This window comes from Persicimonas caeni (genome assembly GCF_006517175.1).
GTDB lineage: Bacteria > Myxococcota_A > Bradymonadia > Bradymonadales > Bradymonadaceae > Persicimonas > Persicimonas caeni.
This window is the reverse complement of the sequence record NZ_CP041186.1, coordinates 2,978,809-2,993,891: the sequence shown is the minus strand read 5'-3', so window position 1 is coordinate 2,993,891 and position 15,083 is coordinate 2,978,809. Positions and strand designations below refer to the sequence as shown.

Below are 15,083 nucleotides of genomic sequence, written 5' to 3'. Positions count from 1 at the left end.
TGAACCCCTGCACGATACGCAGCCCCTATGTCCTTAGATGCATATTTAGAGGGCGTCACGCCCTGCAAGGCCTACTCTCCCGGCTGCCCAAACGCGTAGATAGCCCGCACGTCGCCTACGCTGGGCGCGCCGAGCACGGTCGTGTCGTCGCACGCCCCGGCGAGCTCGAGCCCGAGCTCGCCGGCCTTCGCCTCGAGCGCCGCGCGCTCGTCGGGCCGCGTCAGACACATCACGACCCCTTCGTCAGCCGTCCACTCGCTCGCCGTCTCCAACCACTGCACCGGCGGCTGAAACGCCTTCGAGATCACGTACGAGAATTCGGCGCGCTCGACCTCCTCGATGCGTTTTCGCTCGATGGTCGTGTCGGCCAAGTCGAGCCGATTGAGCACGATCTTCAGGAAAGTCGTGCGCTTTTGGCGCGGCTCGACGAGCGTGATCGGCAGGTCGGGGTAGAGCAGCTTGAGCGGCACGCCGGGCAGGCCCGCGCCGCTGCCGACGTCGAGGATCGGCCCCTGCGGCGCGCACACCGCGGCCGCGGCGACGCTGTCGATGAGCAACTGGTCGACGACCTCCCCTTCGGACATGGGTCCGATGAGGTTCATCACCTTGTTGAAGTGGGTCAGAAGCTCGAGATAGGTGGCGAAATCGTTGACGATTTCGTCGGTCCACGGGAGGTTGTTGGCGGTGCAGAAGTTTTGGAGTTTTTGGAGGGGCATGGTGAGAGATGGGTGATTGAGGTGGATATGCTGAGATCCCTTGCTTCTTGTAAGGGCCCCTCCGGTCGAGCGAACGGCGCTCGGCCACCTCCCCTCGGCCTGGAAAGCAGCCGGGGGAGGGGGATTGCACCTTTGGAACGCTTTTCTTACCTGCAATCCCCCTCCCCGGCGCGGTTTTCAGCGCAAGGGGAGGTGTCGGCGGAGCCGTCGGAGGGGCCCCGCCAAAAAGCAAGGGACTGCATACTAGAACTACTCGACCCGCGACGGCGTCCGGGGTTCTCTTGGCAGAGCCGGTGTACCAGTCGTCTCCTCGCGGCGCACGAACGAAACGGTCAAATCACCGTCCTCCTCGTCGACCAGGAGCGTCTTGCCGTGGTGGCCGCCGGGTTCGGTGACGATGAGTCGGCTGATGGGAGCGAGCACGCTGCGCTCGATAGTGCGCTTGAGCTCGCGGGCGCCGAAACGCTCCGAGAAGCCCTGCTCTTCGAGCCACAGCATCGCCGCGCGGGTGGTGCGCACGCGAAGTTTTCGGCGCGCGAACCCGCGGCGCTCGAGGGCCTTGGCGATCTCGAGCTCGACCAGGCGCTCCATGGCGCGCGGGGTGAGCGGGTCGAAGACGACGATTTCGTCCAACCGGTTCAAGAACTCGGGGGCGAAGAATTCGTCGAGCTTGTGGCGGATATGGCCCGTGTAGCTCGTCTGGCCGTTGTTGCCGTCGAAGCCGACGGGCACGATGCTCGTCTTGGAGGCGCCCAGGTTGCTCGTCAGGAAGATGAGCGTCTGGCGAAAGTCGGTGGTGCGACCGCGCGCGTCGGTCAGGCGGCCCTCGTCCAAGATCTGCAGGAACAGGTGGTAGATCTCGGGGTCGGCCTTCTCGAATTCGTCGAAGAGCAACACGCTGTACGGCTGGTTTTTGACCGCCTCGGTCAGCAGGCCCTCGCGGTCTTTGTCGTGCGGCGAGCCGATGAGCTTCTCGACGGCGAAGCGGCCCTGGTATTCGCTCAAGTCGAAGCGAATCATGCGGTCGTCGCTGCCGAAGAGGCGCTCGCTCACGAGCTTGGTGAAGTAGGTCTTGCCCACGCCCGTGGGGCCGACCAGGAAGTGGACGCCCAGCGGGCGCTCCGGGTCGCCCAGGCCTGCTTTGACCATCGCCAGGCGGTCGACGAAGCTGTCGACGGCGTGGTCCTGGTCGATCAGGCGCGTCTTGAACCACTCCTCGGTTTCGTCGAGGTCGAGCGGGATGGTGTCGTCGAGCAGGTCGAGGCTCATGCCGGTGACTTCGGACAAGCACGGCGGCAATTGCTCGACGCGAAGCTCGACGACCTTTTCGTCGTCGTCGCTCTTGCGGCCGGCGTAGTCGACGAGCGCGTCGAGCAGGTCGCAGGCGCGGCCCGGGGCGTGCGCCCGGGTATAAAAGCTCTTGGCGAAGTCGACGACTTGCTCGAGCGTGCCCTCTTCGGCGGTGACTTTGCGGCCGCCGTGGGCTTTCAGATCTCCCACGCGCTTTTCGAGCACGTCGAGGGTCTGCTTGTCGTCCATCGGCTGGACTTTGACCTGGCGGAAGAGGCGCAAGAAGCCGGGGTCGCGGCTCAGGCCGCCCTTGAGCGCCTCTTCGGTGCACTCGGCGATCATGTGGACCTGGCCGCGGTGCAGGTAGGGCTTGAAGAAGTCGGCGAAGTTCTCGTCGCTCTTGGAGTGCGCGCCTGCGCCCAAAAGGTCGTTGGGGTTGGTGATGTAGATGATCACGCGCGACTTGTCCTTGAGGATCGCGTCGGTCATCTCCTTGAGCTTGGTCTCCCAGTCGCCCAGGTAGCGTGTGCCGCTGATGAGCTCGCTGGTGTTGGTCTCGAGCACCTTCCAGTCTTCGTCGGTGTCGATGAGCCGCTGGGCGAACTCCTGGATGACCGCGGTCTTGCCCACGCCGGCCTCGCCGACCAGCAAGACGCTGCGCTGCACGTCGGGGTTGCCGAAGTGGTCGACGAGCAGGTCGACCTCTTCGTCGCGGCCGTAGGCGCGCGACAAGAATTCGCGCTCGTCGGGGGAGTTGAGGATGCGCCCGTATTTGTCGAGCCCGCGCTTCGAGCCGCTATTCTTGGAGACGAGCTGCAGCTTTTTCCACAGCGTGCCGTAGACCTCCTGCAGGTTGCGCGCCTCCAAGTAGTTGAGCACGAGGCGGCGCTCGCGGGGTTTGAGCTCTTCGCGAAGCCGCTTGTAGTGCTCGCGGGTCATCTTGGGGACGAGGCGGTCGAGGGCCTCCTCGGCCATCTGCTGCATCTCGGATTCACGCTCCAAGAGCGCGCGCAGCACCGCGGGCACCGCCTTGACCGAGCCGATGGTGCGAAGCTGGCCGAGCGCCTGCTCGCGCACCCCGTACGCCTCGTCGTTCATGCAGCGGATGAGCACGTCCTCGAGCTGGCCGTAGCCCAGGTCGCTCAGGGCGACCAGCGCGCGGTAGCGCACGTCGGCGTCGTAGTCGTTCAGGGAGTTGAGGATGGCGTCGGTGACGCTGGTGTCCCCCAAAATCCCCAGCGCGAACAACGCCATCTCGCGCACGCCGGCCTGCGGGTCGTTCAGCAGGCGCACAAGCTCGCTGACGGCCTGCGCGTCCCCCAATCGTCCCAAGTTGGTCGCTGCGGCCATGCGCCGCCGATAGTGGTAGCTGGCCAATTCCTTGCGAAGCAGCGGCAGCACGTCGGGGCCCAACCCGTACAGCTGGTCCCTGAAGCTGCGGTAGCGCTCTTCGTCTTCGGTCTCCTCGATCTTGTCGAGCAGTTGACGAGCCAGTTGCTCCTTGTCTTCCATCGTACTCCCTGAAGCGTCGCGTCTGCACCGGAACCCAAGCATCCCGGGCAGTCGAGTGTAACTTGGTCTGTCTAGGGTTACAACAACTGGGAGCGTGGGATGTTCCTGCTGAGCGCTTCCGTCAGCAAGAACCAAAAAACCCCCGTACACTCAGAGACTGTACGGGGGCTCGAATCTAGAAGGCGTGCGCAATTACGACTTTTTCACCCATGCCGTGCACCAACCTTTCGGGTGGATCGGGCCGGGGACGGTCTGGCAGCCGCCACATTCCCCTGCGCTGGGGGCGGGCTTGTACAGCTGGCAGTTCTCGCACAGCTGCTCGGGTTTGGGCGATTTGTCGACGTAGTTGAGCGACTCGCGCACCTTGATCTGCTGCTCGCTCAGGCCAGCAGTGTCGGTGCAGCTCAGCTCGCCGCCTTTGGCGCCGCCGCCTTCGGCTTTTTGCGCGCCGGCGCCGCCTTCGGCTTCGGCGCCGTTGCCGCCTTGCTTCTGGCATGCCGCCAAGAAGCTACCTGCGCCTGCAGCAACGGCTCCGAGCATCGCGGCTCGTTCGAAGAATTCGCGTCTGTTCAACTTTTGTTCACTCATTGGTTGTTCCCTTTTACTGAGAGAAGCGCTGATTGTGCTTCAGCCTGGCCCGGGCTTGCGACCACATCTTACGAACTTAGGATCGGATGGCAAATTGTAATGTGGCCACCTGACACTGCGGGGTCCAACTGCTATATGTGCGAGTGTCTGCCACACGCCCCAAATACATGTGCGTTCCAGCCAGGGAGATATCGATGACCAGCGCCAGCAAGACGACCGATCAGAAGTCATCCGCCAAGAAGTCACCTACCAATAAGACGTCGGCAAAGAAAAAAAAGAACACCAAAAAGGCGGCCCGCACCATCGAGTGCTACAACCCGGCGACCTCCAAGATCATCGCCGAGATCCCGGCGACCGCCGTCGAGGAGATTCCCGCCAAGGTCACCGCGGCCAAGCAGGCGTTCCAGAGCTGGCGCAGGTTGTCGGTCGAGGAGCGCTGCCGGCACATGCTCGAGGCGCGCGATCATCTGCTCGACCACCGCGAGGAGATTCTGGACCTGCTGGTCGCCGAGACGGGCAAGGCGATCATCGACGCGCAGGCCGAGCTGCTGACGGTCTTCGAGACCTTCCGCTACTACACGTCGAACGCGGCTGAATTTCTGGCCGACCAGCCCCTCAACCTGCACTTGCTCAAAAACAAGCGGGTCAAGGTGCAGTATCCGCCCATCGGGCTGGTCGTGAATATCAGCCCCTGGAATTTCCCCATCGACCTGTCGCTGACTCCGGCGATTCCGGCGCTGATCGCGGGCAACGCGGTCATGATCAAGCCGTCGGAGCACACGTCCTTGGCGGTGATTCGGGCCATCGAGGTGATGAACGAGTCGGGGCTTCCCGAGGGCCTGCTGCAGGTGATGCCCGGCTTTGGCGACGTGGGCGCCGCGCTGTGTGACGAGGCCGACGCGATCACGTTTACGGGCAGCGTGGCCACCGGGCGCAAGGTCGCCAAGGCGGCCGCCGAGAACCTGGTGCCATGCACGCTCGAGCTGGGCGGCAAGGACCCGGCGATCGTGCTCGATGACGCCGACATCGAGCGGGCGGCCAACGGCATCGTGTGGGGCTCGTTCTTCAACTCCGGCCAGGTGTGCATGTCCGTCGAGCGCGTCTACGTGCACGAGGCGGTCTACGACCAGTTCGTCGAGCGCGTCGTCGAGCTCACCCGTGACCTGCGCCAGGGTGTGCCGTGGGACTACACCATCGACATCGGCGCGATGATCGACCCGGACCAAAAGCATATCATCGAGAAGCATATCAAGGACGCCGTCGACAAGGGCGCGCGCATCCTGACCGGCGGCAAGCGCCGCGACACCGACGAGGGCGACTTCTTCGAGCCCACCGTGCTCGTCGACGTCGATCACTCGATGAAGATCATGAAGGAAGAGACCTTCGGCCCGGTCATGCCGATCATGAAGGTGCGCTCGGGCTTCGAGGCGGTGCAGTTGGCCAACGACTCGGAGTTCGGCCTCAACTCGTCGGTGTGGACCGGCGACGTGCGCCGCGGACGCGACCTGGCTCGCCAGATCGAGTCGGGGCAGGTGTGCATCAACGACGTCATCGCCAGCTACCTGGCGCTCGAGGCGCCCTACGGCGGGGTCAAGCACTCGGGCATCGGCCGGCGCAAGAGCAAAAACGAGCTGCACAAGTTCACCCAGTCGAAGACGGTGCTCGAGGATATCTTCAACCTCAAGAAAGAGCCGTTCTGGTTCCCGTACAACGCCGGGGTGGGCAAGGCGGTCGACAAGGTCTTCGGCGTGCTGTACCGGCGCGGGATTTCCAAAAAGATCACTGACCTGTTCAGTTGAGTGAAACCGACGCACAACTGACCCGGGTCGACGTCTCCTACGACTCGGAGACCGACCTGGACGACGACGGGTACTCGTTCAGTCGCGAGACGACCACCTGGCGCGGCATCGCGGCGACGGCCGACGGCGAAGATCGACTCGCCGTGGGCTGTCACCGCGCCGCGCTGGCCTACCCCGACTACGTCAGCCGGCTGCTCTTCGGGGTGATCGGCGTGTCCGCCAGCGGCGAAGACCAGGTCCAGCCGGCGTTTTATGTGTGGCCGGTCGGCCCCAAGATCATCAAGATGGGGGCGCTGGCGCGCGGCGAAGAAGGCGAGCTGTTCTATCCGGTCACCGGCGGGCTGCTGGCGGTGATTCACTCCGAGAACAAGTGGGACGCCAAGCTGAGCTTTCGATGGTGGCGCGACGGCGATCGCGAGATCTTCGAGACGCGCCTGGTCGGCTTTCGCCCGGCGATCAGCGGCCGAAGGACGCGCGGGCTGCTCGCCCGGGCTCGCGCGCTCACCTATCGATTCACCCAGACGCGCCTGCACGCGTTCGTCATGTGGATGTTTCATCGCTGGGTGCGCAAGCGACGCGCAGAGTTACTCAGAAGCCATAGACAAATTAACTAGAGTGGCTCAATGTGGGCGAACAGAGCCTAATTGTTTCGCACACTTCACGCACACCGCGTCCTGTTGTATTCTACGCGCTGAACGTGCCCTTTTCGTGCTTCGATGCGTGCGACCGCCCGGGAGCTGATGACGACCCCCCCGGCGCTGGTTGACATTCGGGCGGGGGCTTCTCTAGGATTCGACGGTCGTCGACACGTCAAAAGCTGGTCCGTGTCAGCCATTTGAGGCCTCATGAGCAACGAACCGGGCATTCTTCCCAAACCCATTCCGTTTGGAAAGTACTACCTCCTCGAACGTATCAACGTTGGGGGAATGGCGGAGGTATATAAGGCGAAAGCCTTCGGTGTGGAGGGGTTCGAGCGCCTTCTGGCGGTCAAAAAGATCCTGTCGAGCATCGCCGAGGACGAGTCGTTCATCAATATGTTCATTGATGAAGCGAAGATCGCCGGGCAGCTCAACCACCCGAATATCGCCCAGATCTTCGACCTGGGAAAGGTCGACGATTCGTACTTCATCGCCATGGAGTACATCAGCGGCAAAGATGTAAAGACCATCTTCGAGCGCGCGCGGCGCATCGGCGAGAAGGTCGACATCCCGCGGGTCTGCTACATCGTCATGAAGGTGTGTGAGGGGCTGGCCCACGCGCACGAAAAGAACGACTCGCAGGGCAACCCGCTCAACATCGTCCACCGCGACATCTCTCCGCAAAACGTCCTCATCTCCTACGAAGGTGAGGTCAAGGTCATCGATTTTGGCATCGCCAAGGCCACCGGCAAGCAGAGCCAGACACAGGTGGGCATCCTCAAGGGCAAGTTCAGCTACATGAGCCCCGAGCAGGTGCGCGGGCTGCATGTCGACCACCGCAGCGACATCTTCAGCTTGGGGATCGTGCTCTACGAGATGCTCACCCTCGAGCGGCTCTTTTTGGGCGAGAGCGACTTCGACACGCTCGAAAAGATCCGCAAAGTCGAGATGAGCCCGCCCAGCCTCTACAACCCGCATATCCCCAAGGAGCTCGAGGACATCGTCCTCAAGGCGCTGGCGAAGTCGCCCGACGACCGCTACCAGTCGGCCCACGATCTGGCCGAGGCGCTCGAGCGCTTCATGCGCAACCAGGGCTACTATTTTACGAACAAAGACCTGGCCAACTCGATGAAGCAGGCGTTCAACGCCGACATCGAGTTCGAGAACAAAAAGCTCGAGTACTACCGGGGCCTGAACCTGACCGCCCCGAGCGACGACGGCGAGGCGCGCCTGGAGCCGCCCGGCGGCGGAGGCGGCGGGCTGGAGTGGGGCGAAGAGGAGATGGAGACCCAGATCTTCGACCGCACCTCCGAAGAGGTCGAGGCGATCACCGAGTCGCAGATCGTGTACGCGGCCGACGACGACATCATCGAGATCGAAGATGACGTCGACGACGGCGACGCCACCATCGAGTACAACCGTTGGGACGTCCAACAGCAGTTCGAGGAGCGCGAGATCGACACCGGCGGCGGCCCGATGGGCTTCGACGGAGGCGGCCCCGACAGCTTCAACGACCTGCCCGAGACCGGCCGCACCCGCCAGCCGACCGCGCAGATGGCGCCGGTGCCCCAGGAGCGGCGCGACCCGCAGGTCACCGTCCAGAGCATGTCGCCGGCGTCGAACAAAAAGGGCAGCCGAGGCATGGTCATCGCCGGGGTGGCCGTCGCGGTCATCGCGGTGGGCCTGGGCGTCTACTTCTTCGTCATGGGCGACAAGGCCAAGCCGTCGATCGTGTTCGACACCGAGCCCAAGGCCGTCCAGATCTTCATCAACGGTGAGAAGATTCACAGTGGCGAGACGCCGTTTACCTACGAGGCGACCGCCGGAAACGCCGAGATTCGCATCGAGAGCGAAGGCTTCCAGCCCTACACCAAGACCCAAGAGCTGAAGTCGGGCGATACCTACAGCCTCAACCAGGCGCTCAAGCCGGCCAAGGCCGAGAAGGGCGGCATCTTCGTGAAGACCGAGCCCCCCGGAGCCAAGGTCGAGCTTAACGGCGAGGCTCGCAAAGAGGCGACGCCGTTGACCCTCGAAGACCTCGAGGCGGGCGAGTACACCATCAAGGTCTCCCACGAGGAGTATTTCCCCGAAGAGAAGACCGTCGAGGTCGAGTCGGGCGTCGAAGAACTGTCGATCAAGTTGCGCCCCAAGCAGGTGTCGCTGACGGTGCGAAGCGAGCCCCGACGGGCGCGCTTCTCGGTCTACGACGTCGAAAAGGACGAGCGCGTGGCTCGCGGGCGCACCCCCGAGACGATCGAAGAGCTCGCCGGCGGCAAGAAGTACCGCGTGGTCGTCGACAAGAGCGGCTACGAGGAGTGGGAAAAGGAATTCGAGGCCGGCACCGACAAGGAGAACACCCTCGACGCCGAGCTCGAGCGCGAAGAAGACCGCGGCTCGAGCAGCTCGTCGTCAGGCGCGGTCGCCCAGGCCAACCGAAACAGCGGGTCGAACTCGGGAGGGAGCAATTCGGGCTCGAGCGGCTCCAGCCACACGAACAACTCCGGATCGAGTTCGAACTCGGGAGGGAGCAATTCGGGCTCGAGCGGCTCGACCACCACGACCAAAAAGCCCGAGCAGAAAAAGCCGGTGGGCACCGGCACGCTGACCATCGGCTCGAAGCCGGTGGCGCGCGTGCACATCGACGGCAAAGACACCGGGCGCTACACACCGCTGATCAACTTCAAGATCAAGGCCGGCAACCACAAGATTCGACTCGTCAACGAAGAGTTTGGCTTGAACAAGACGGTCTACGTCGAGGTCAAACCCGGCGAGAACAAGAAGGTAATCAACCGATGAGGCTCTCGCGTCGTATTCGAGCCAGGGCGGAGGCGACATAAATGTCGAGCATCGCGCTGTCCGATTTTGAGGTTTATTGCCCCGTTTGCACAAGCTGCCTCGCCGACGATCCCGACGGATGTCCCGAATGCCTCAGCCCGCGCCCCTCGGCGGGCTGGGAAGACCTCCAAACCGCTTCCTACGCTTATCTGGGCCGTGAGCTCGACGGCCGCTATGTCGTCGACCGCTTTGTGGGCGCCGGTACTACAGGCGACGTCTACCGCGGCACGGGCACGCGCATCCAGCGCCCCTTCGCCCTGAAGGTCGTCGACACCCAACGCTACGGCCGAAAAGAGCTCGAAGACGAGATGGTTCGCCGCCTCGAGCTCGAAGTAGAGGCGATGAGCCGGCTTCGCAACCCCCACGTCATCAACGTCTACGAGTCGTTCAAGGTGCGCGATCACGTCTTTGTGATCGTCATGGATTTCGTCGAGGGGGTCACCCTCCAAGAGCGTCTCGATCGCACCGGACGGCTCGAGTTCGAAGAGGCCATCGAGATCGTGCGCCAGGCCGCCAACGGGCTGCACGAGGCGCACCAGCGCGGGATTATCCACCGCGACATGAAGCCCGAGAACATCATGGTCGAGCAGATGCCGGCCAGCGGGGTCTTCGCGCGCATCCTCGACTTCGGCATCGCCTACATGGTCGACAGCGTGCGCCAGACCAGCGGGTTTCGCGGCACACCGCTGTACGCCTCCCCGGAACAATGCACTTCCAACGGTGAGATCGACGCGCGGAGCGACGTCTACAGCCTCGGCTGTGTGCTGTTTCACTGCTTGACCGGGCGCCCTCCCTATCAAAGCGAGCGCTCCTTGGCCGTCATGGAGGCGCATATCGAGGCAGAGGTTCCCTCGATCTTCGACCTCATCTCCCGAGAGCAGGCCCCCGAGAGCCTCGACACGCTGGTCCGCAGGATGTTGGCCAAAAACGCCCAGGACCGCCCGCAAGATTGTGGCGAAGTGGTGCGCGCGCTCGACGCGCTGGGCCTCAACACCCGGTCGAGCATCTCGGAGGCAGAGCGGCAGGCCGTGCCGGTCGGCGCCGAGCCGACCGAGACGGAGGCGCCGAGTAGTTCGACCCTCGACGGATTGGACGCCGGCGAAATCGGCGCGCCTCCGATGGCGCGCCAGCGCGTCGTGCACCTGGTGGCCAGCCTCGAGCTTCCCGAGCGCATCAAGACGGCAGCAAAGAGCATTACGGCCAGCGCACTGGGACCGGGTGGTGACTATGCGGTGATCGCCGATCGTGAAGAGCAGGTTCACCTGGTCGGGCTCAAGACCGACCTGCAGACGATGTCATTTGGGGGCGCCGAGGGCATGAACACGGCGGTGGCCATCTCGCCGAGTCGTGGTGAGGTCTACGCCGGCGGTTTTGCCTGCAAGGTGCTGCGCTGGAACCTCGACCTGACCGTGGGTTTGCCTCGCCGGGTGGTCGATGTCGGCGATCGCATCTTTTCGCTCGATATCGACGAGCAGGGCACGCGCCTGGCCATCGGCACCGAGCGCGGTCGCGCGCTGCTCTACGATTCACGCACCGAGCGCACCATCGAGGTCCACCAGGCCTCCAGCCCGATCAGCGCGGTGCGCTTCGTGCCCAAGACCGGCCAGCTCTTCGTGGCTTGTTGGGAAGGGCAGATGAAGACGCTCGACATCGCCTCACGCAAGGAGTTGCGCGTGCTCGAGCCGCTGTCGAGCGCGCCCATTGCGTCGACCTGTGGTTTGCACGGGGATATCGCGGCGGTCGTCGAAGAATCGGGAGAGCTGCGCGTGGTCAGCCTGACGGACCCGAGCGCCTTTTTGCGCATCGAGGCGTCGTTCGCCAACCTCAAGGCGCTCTCTTTCGGCAACGACGGGAACCTCAACGGCCTGGGCATCTCGGCCGATCGGCTGCAGCTGTGGCTGATTCGCCACGAGCACGTCGTCCAACACCTCGCCGAGAAGAGCTCGGTGGTCAGCTGAGCCGCAGCGGGCGACGACTATTCAACGACGAAATTGGGGGATATTCTGCAACATGGGGCCGTGCTGCTCGAGCACTTTCTGCAGCTGTTGGCATGCCTGGCGGTGCTCGCCGCGACAGCCTCCGAGGGCCTTGATATTGACGCGGGTCGCTGTTTGTTGGCCCATCGAGTGGGCGGCCACCGAGTGCGCCATATAGGTGCCGCGCTGCTGGGCGTCGGAATGCTCGTAGGCTTTGTCCAACTCTTGGAGCGCCTGGCGAGCCGCTTGGTTGCGCTGCTCGAGCGAGCGACGCACCAGGTCATCCTTGGGCATCACCTTGACCTGGGCGACCGAAGGTGCGGCGCGCAACACGTGCTGGTTGTACTGCTGAGACGGTTCGATGTGGCGCGGCGTCGGTTGCACAGTGGCATGCGGACAGCTACGGCTCTTCCAGGCATGATCCTCGGCGTCAAACACGAAGAGGGGCATCGAGAGGATTGCGCCAGCCATTAGACCCGCGGTTGCCGTTTGGAGCAGAATCTTGGAGGATATCATCGCGCCGCCGTGTTCGAGTACCAGAAAGGCTTTGTTCGAGGAGCTATTAGCTGGTCTAGTCTACCAGCCAGCTGTTGGCGAACGCAACCACCTGCAATTGGAAACATCCTGTTATGGCCGTTGAAACGAAGACTTCCGCCGACAAACCAACGCTAGGCTCGAGCCGAACGACCGCCATCTGGGTGGCGTTGGGCGCGATCGTCGCTGCCGCTGCGCCTCATTTTTTTCTGCAGACGCCGCTGGGCTTCTACGGCGAGAGCAACGTCAACGGCTGGCTCGGGCTGACCATCTGGGGACCGACGTTTTTGGCCGCGGTCGCCCTCTTCGTGGGGGCCGATGCAGACACCGATGCCAACAAGCCGCTGGTCGACAACGTCGACGTGCGCATGGCGGCGGCGGCGAGCGTACCGATTGTCGTCGTGGTGGCGTTGTGCGCGATCAACTTCGACGGCTATCAGCATATCGGCGACTGGAGCAAGCTGGGCTTGGCGATGGCGGTGTACGGGGGCATCTTCGCCGTGGGCACGTTTTTCTGGCAGGCGTTCGTCCAGAGCGTGGTGCTCCGCGGGTGGTCGTCCTTCGTGCGTCCGCTGGTGGTGACTGCGCTGGGCGCGGCGCTCTGGCTTCCGTTTCTCGTGGGCCACCCTTGGTCCAAGGTCGGCGAGCCGCTCGCCGAGTATGCGATCGTCTACTTCGGGCTGGCGTTGTTGTACGAACTGGGGCTGTCGGTGTGGGTTTGCATGGGCGCCGGGCTGATGATGGGCGTGGGTTATGCTTTCGCCCATCAGATGACGTTCTTTTGAGGACGGATGGGCGGGTGTCCTCGAGCTACGCCTTTCTTCCCGGAATGATTCCAGTCCTTCAATCGCTCCCCTTGAGCAGACCTATTCGGGCGTCTATCTTCTGACTGGGGTTGAAAAAAACTGACCAGTCGGTTTGCCATCTCTAGGCCCGTCTGTCATACTTTCCTTGTTGATTCCAAAATCTTGCCCCGCTGTGTTTCAGATCTTGCCCCGCTGTTTTCAGATCTTGGTAAGGGCCAGCCCGTTCTCCGCGCATCGTACCCCGTAGAGGTCCTACGCAGTCATGAACCGACGCGACTTTCTCAAACTTGCCGGCTTGGGCACCGCCGCGGTCACCGCAGGAGTATCGTTTCGACTCGCCCACTGGTGGGATCAACTCCCGAGCACCGATTTCGAGGTGCTCAGCGACGAGGAGGCGGCGATCACCGCCTCTATCGCCGATGCGCTCTTTCCGGGGGATGTCGGAAGCCCGCCAATGCCAAACGGGATCGAGGTCGGGGTGGTCGAGAAGTTTGATGCCTATTTGGCCGGCCTCGACGACGCGTCGGCCGACGGGCTTCGGATGTTGCTGCATGCCATCGACGACATGGCGGTCTTTGGCGACCTCAGCCTGACGCGTTTTCACAAGCGGCCGCGTAGCGAGCGCATCGCCGCGCTCGAGGTGTGGGAGAACAGCGGCATGATGGTGCGCCGCTCCGGTTTTCGGGCGCTCAAATACGTGCTCTCCAACCAGTACTGCAATCATCCGGACGTGCTCGCCGCTGCCGGCATCCACTACAGCTGTGGAGGTAGCGTATGATCGGCTTCGACTTCTCGGCAGTTCGTTATCTTGGAAAGCAGCTTCACACTGCGCAGACGTACGCCAAGGGGGGCGGGGGACCCAGTCTGCGTTTGAAAGCCGACGTCGTCATCGCCGGCACCGGGCCCGGCGGGTTGTGCGCGGCGACCGCGCTGACCGAAGCCGGCCTCGACGTCGTCATGCTCGAGGCGGGGCAATTTTGGCGGCCCAAGGCCTTTGTGCGCGACATGAATTTCGCCCAAGAGAACCTCTACCAGGCCAAGGGCACGCGGATCATGCAGGGCAACGTCTTCATCCCGCTGGCTAGCGGGCGAGGCGTGGGCGGCGGCACGCTGGTCAATTCGGCCATCTGTTTTCGCACGCCCAACTGGGTGCTCGACCAGTGGGTCGACGAGTGGGGGGCCGAACAATGGCAGCAGAGCGAGCGCGAGGCGCTATACGACGAGGTCGAGCGGGCCATCGGGGTGGTCGACACGTCGCCTGCGATCGCCGGCAAGAACTCCGAGGTCGCTCGGCGAGGCTTCTCGGCGCTCGGTGTCCATCACGGCTACATGCCCCGAAACGCCGGCGGGTGCGCGGGCTGTGGCACCTGTCATACGGGGTGTCCCTCCGGCGGCAAGGCCAGCTCGGATCTCAATTGGCTGCCGCGGGTGCTCCGAAACGGCGGCCGGCTCTATGCCGACACGCGCGTCGAAGAGATCGTGATCAAAGGTGGGCGCGCGGTGGGCGTGCGGGGCACGATGCGCGATCCGAAGGCCAAAGAGGACATCGCCGAGGTCGTCGTCGAGGCCGACCGGGTCATCTTGGCCTGCGGCTCCATCAACACGCCGTTGCTGCTCCAAAAACAAGGCCTCGCCAACTCCAGCGGTGCGCTCGGCAAGAACTTGCACGTCCACCCGGCGATCGCGATGGTGGCGATGATGCCCGAGGAAGTCGAGATCTGGAAAGGTGCCACTCAGGGCTACTACGCCCACCACCCCGACGACCCGGAGGTCCTGTGTGAGACCTTCTCGGCCCCGCCCGACGCGATGCTCGCCCAGTCGGCGACGGTGGGCTACGACGCGGTCGATTTTTTGCGCAACCTGCGCTACCTGGCCGGCTGCGGCTCGATGATCCGCGACGTCTCCTCCGGCGAGGTGACCCGCAAGTCGGACGGCAAGGCGAGTATCCGCTACTTCGTCGAGGAAGCCGACCGCAAGAAGTTCATCCGGGGTTTGCAGCTCACCGCCGAGATGTTCTTCGCCGCCGGCGCCAAGAGCGCGATGCCGCTGGTGGCCGGCGCGAAGTTCTACAGCAGCCTCAATGAAACCCTCGACCAGGTGGGCAAGACCACCAACGCCTCCGATTTGAGCCTGTACGCCAGCCACCCGATGAGCACGTGCCGGATGCATCCCGACCCCGAGGTGGGCGTGGTGCGACCCGAAGACGGGATGACCCACGACATCGAAAACCTGCACATCACCGACGCCAGCGTCTTTCCGACCGCCATGGGCGCCAACCCGCAGATGACGATCATGGGCAACGCGCTGGCGATGGGGCGCAAGATCGCGGCGGCCATTTGAGGCGGGTTCCTTCGATGAGGCTCATGTGGTTATTGGGGCCCTCTATTTG

The 15,083-nt window shown here is 63.6% G+C and carries 11 protein-coding genes; 7 read left to right on the top strand and 4 right to left on the bottom strand.

What is annotated here, in order from left to right; all coding sequences use genetic code 11:
* Window positions 1–71: 71 nt before the first annotated feature.
* The 3 genes from rsmG to FIV42_RS11010 all read right to left on the bottom strand — a co-directional run bounded on the left by rsmG (window position 72) and on the right by FIV42_RS11010 (window position 4,106).
* A complete protein-coding gene (gene rsmG / locus FIV42_RS11020; RefSeq protein WP_141197737.1) occupies window positions 72–716 on the bottom strand; it encodes a 16S rRNA (guanine(527)-N(7))-methyltransferase RsmG in 645 nt (214 codons plus the stop codon).
* A 249-nt stretch (window positions 717–965) separates the two neighbouring features.
* Window positions 966–3,518, bottom strand: coding sequence for an AAA family ATPase (locus tag FIV42_RS11015; protein WP_168210562.1), 2,553 nt, complete (start codon window positions 3,516–3,518; stop codon window positions 966–968).
* A 192-nt stretch (window positions 3,519–3,710) separates the two neighbouring features.
* Entirely contained in the window at window positions 3,711–4,106 is a 396-nt protein-coding gene (locus tag FIV42_RS11010; protein ID WP_141197735.1) for a high-potential iron-sulfur protein, read from the bottom strand.
* Between the two features lie 194 nt (window positions 4,107–4,300).
* On the opposite strand from FIV42_RS11010, the gene FIV42_RS11005 reads away from it, so the two are divergent.
* From FIV42_RS11005 to FIV42_RS10990, 4 genes are all read left to right on the top strand, one after another.
* Window positions 4,301–5,905 carry a succinic semialdehyde dehydrogenase gene (locus tag FIV42_RS11005; protein ID WP_168210561.1) on the top strand — a complete coding sequence of 535 codons (1,605 nt, stop codon included), beginning with the start codon at window positions 4,301–4,303 and terminating at the stop codon, window positions 5,903–5,905.
* On the top strand, window positions 5,902–6,519 hold the full coding sequence (locus FIV42_RS11000; protein ID WP_141197733.1) for a hypothetical protein: 618 nt from the start codon (window positions 5,902–5,904) through the stop codon (window positions 6,517–6,519). The genes FIV42_RS11005 and FIV42_RS11000 overlap by 4 nt, the downstream gene beginning before the upstream one ends.
* Before the next feature lie 231 nt (window positions 6,520–6,750).
* A complete protein-coding gene (locus FIV42_RS10995; protein WP_141197732.1) occupies window positions 6,751–9,339 on the top strand; it encodes a serine/threonine-protein kinase in 2,589 nt (862 codons plus the stop codon).
* Between the two features lie 41 nt (window positions 9,340–9,380).
* The gene (locus FIV42_RS10990) at window positions 9,381–11,336 is read left to right on the top strand and encodes a WD40 repeat domain-containing serine/threonine protein kinase (protein WP_141197731.1); all 1,956 of its coding nucleotides are present in this window, start codon (window positions 9,381–9,383) and stop codon (window positions 11,334–11,336) included.
* Between the two features lie 21 nt (window positions 11,337–11,357).
* Here the strand turns inward: FIV42_RS10990 and FIV42_RS10985 are convergent, their stop codons facing one another.
* Entirely contained in the window at window positions 11,358–11,738 is a 381-nt protein-coding gene (locus FIV42_RS10985) for a hypothetical protein (RefSeq protein WP_141197730.1), read from the bottom strand.
* Between the two features lie 245 nt (window positions 11,739–11,983).
* Between FIV42_RS10985 and FIV42_RS10980 the strand changes: the two genes are divergently transcribed.
* The 3 genes from FIV42_RS10980 (at window position 11,984) to FIV42_RS10970 (ending at window position 15,034) form a co-directional block, all read left to right on the top strand.
* Entirely contained in the window at window positions 11,984–12,673 is a 690-nt protein-coding gene (locus tag FIV42_RS10980; RefSeq protein ID WP_141197729.1) for a hypothetical protein, read from the top strand.
* 283 nt (window positions 12,674–12,956) lie between these two features.
* The gene (locus FIV42_RS10975; protein ID WP_141197728.1) at window positions 12,957–13,472 is read left to right on the top strand and encodes a twin-arginine translocation signal domain-containing protein; all 516 of its coding nucleotides are present in this window, start codon (window positions 12,957–12,959) and stop codon (window positions 13,470–13,472) included.
* On the top strand, window positions 13,469–15,034 hold the full coding sequence (locus FIV42_RS10970) for a GMC family oxidoreductase N-terminal domain-containing protein (RefSeq protein WP_141197727.1): 1,566 nt from the start codon (window positions 13,469–13,471) through the stop codon (window positions 15,032–15,034). Before FIV42_RS10975 ends, FIV42_RS10970 begins: the two co-directional genes overlap by 4 nt.
* The last annotated feature ends 49 nt before the right edge of the window (window positions 15,035–15,083 follow it).

Coding starts and splice junctions, on each gene's coding strand:
- FIV42_RS11005 (WP_168210561.1), top strand. CDS start 4,301: ATGACCAGCGCCAGCAAGACGACCGATCAGAAGTCATCCGCCAAGAAG.
- FIV42_RS10995 (WP_141197732.1), top strand. CDS start 6,751: ATGAGCAACGAACCGGGCATTCTTCCCAAACCCATTCCGTTTGGAAAG.
- rsmG (WP_141197737.1), bottom strand. CDS start 716: ATGCCCCTCCAAAAACTCCAAAACTTCTGCACCGCCAACAACCTCCCG.
- FIV42_RS10970 (WP_141197727.1), top strand. CDS start 13,469: ATGATCGGCTTCGACTTCTCGGCAGTTCGTTATCTTGGAAAGCAGCTT.
- FIV42_RS11015 (WP_168210562.1), bottom strand. CDS start 3,518: ATGGAAGACAAGGAGCAACTGGCTCGTCAACTGCTCGACAAGATCGAG.
- FIV42_RS10990 (WP_141197731.1), top strand. CDS start 9,381: ATGTCGAGCATCGCGCTGTCCGATTTTGAGGTTTATTGCCCCGTTTGC.
- FIV42_RS10975 (WP_141197728.1), top strand. CDS start 12,957: ATGAACCGACGCGACTTTCTCAAACTTGCCGGCTTGGGCACCGCCGCG.
- FIV42_RS11010 (WP_141197735.1), bottom strand. CDS start 4,106: ATGAGTGAACAAAAGTTGAACAGACGCGAATTCTTCGAACGAGCCGCG.
- FIV42_RS10980 (WP_141197729.1), top strand. CDS start 11,984: ATGGCCGTTGAAACGAAGACTTCCGCCGACAAACCAACGCTAGGCTCG.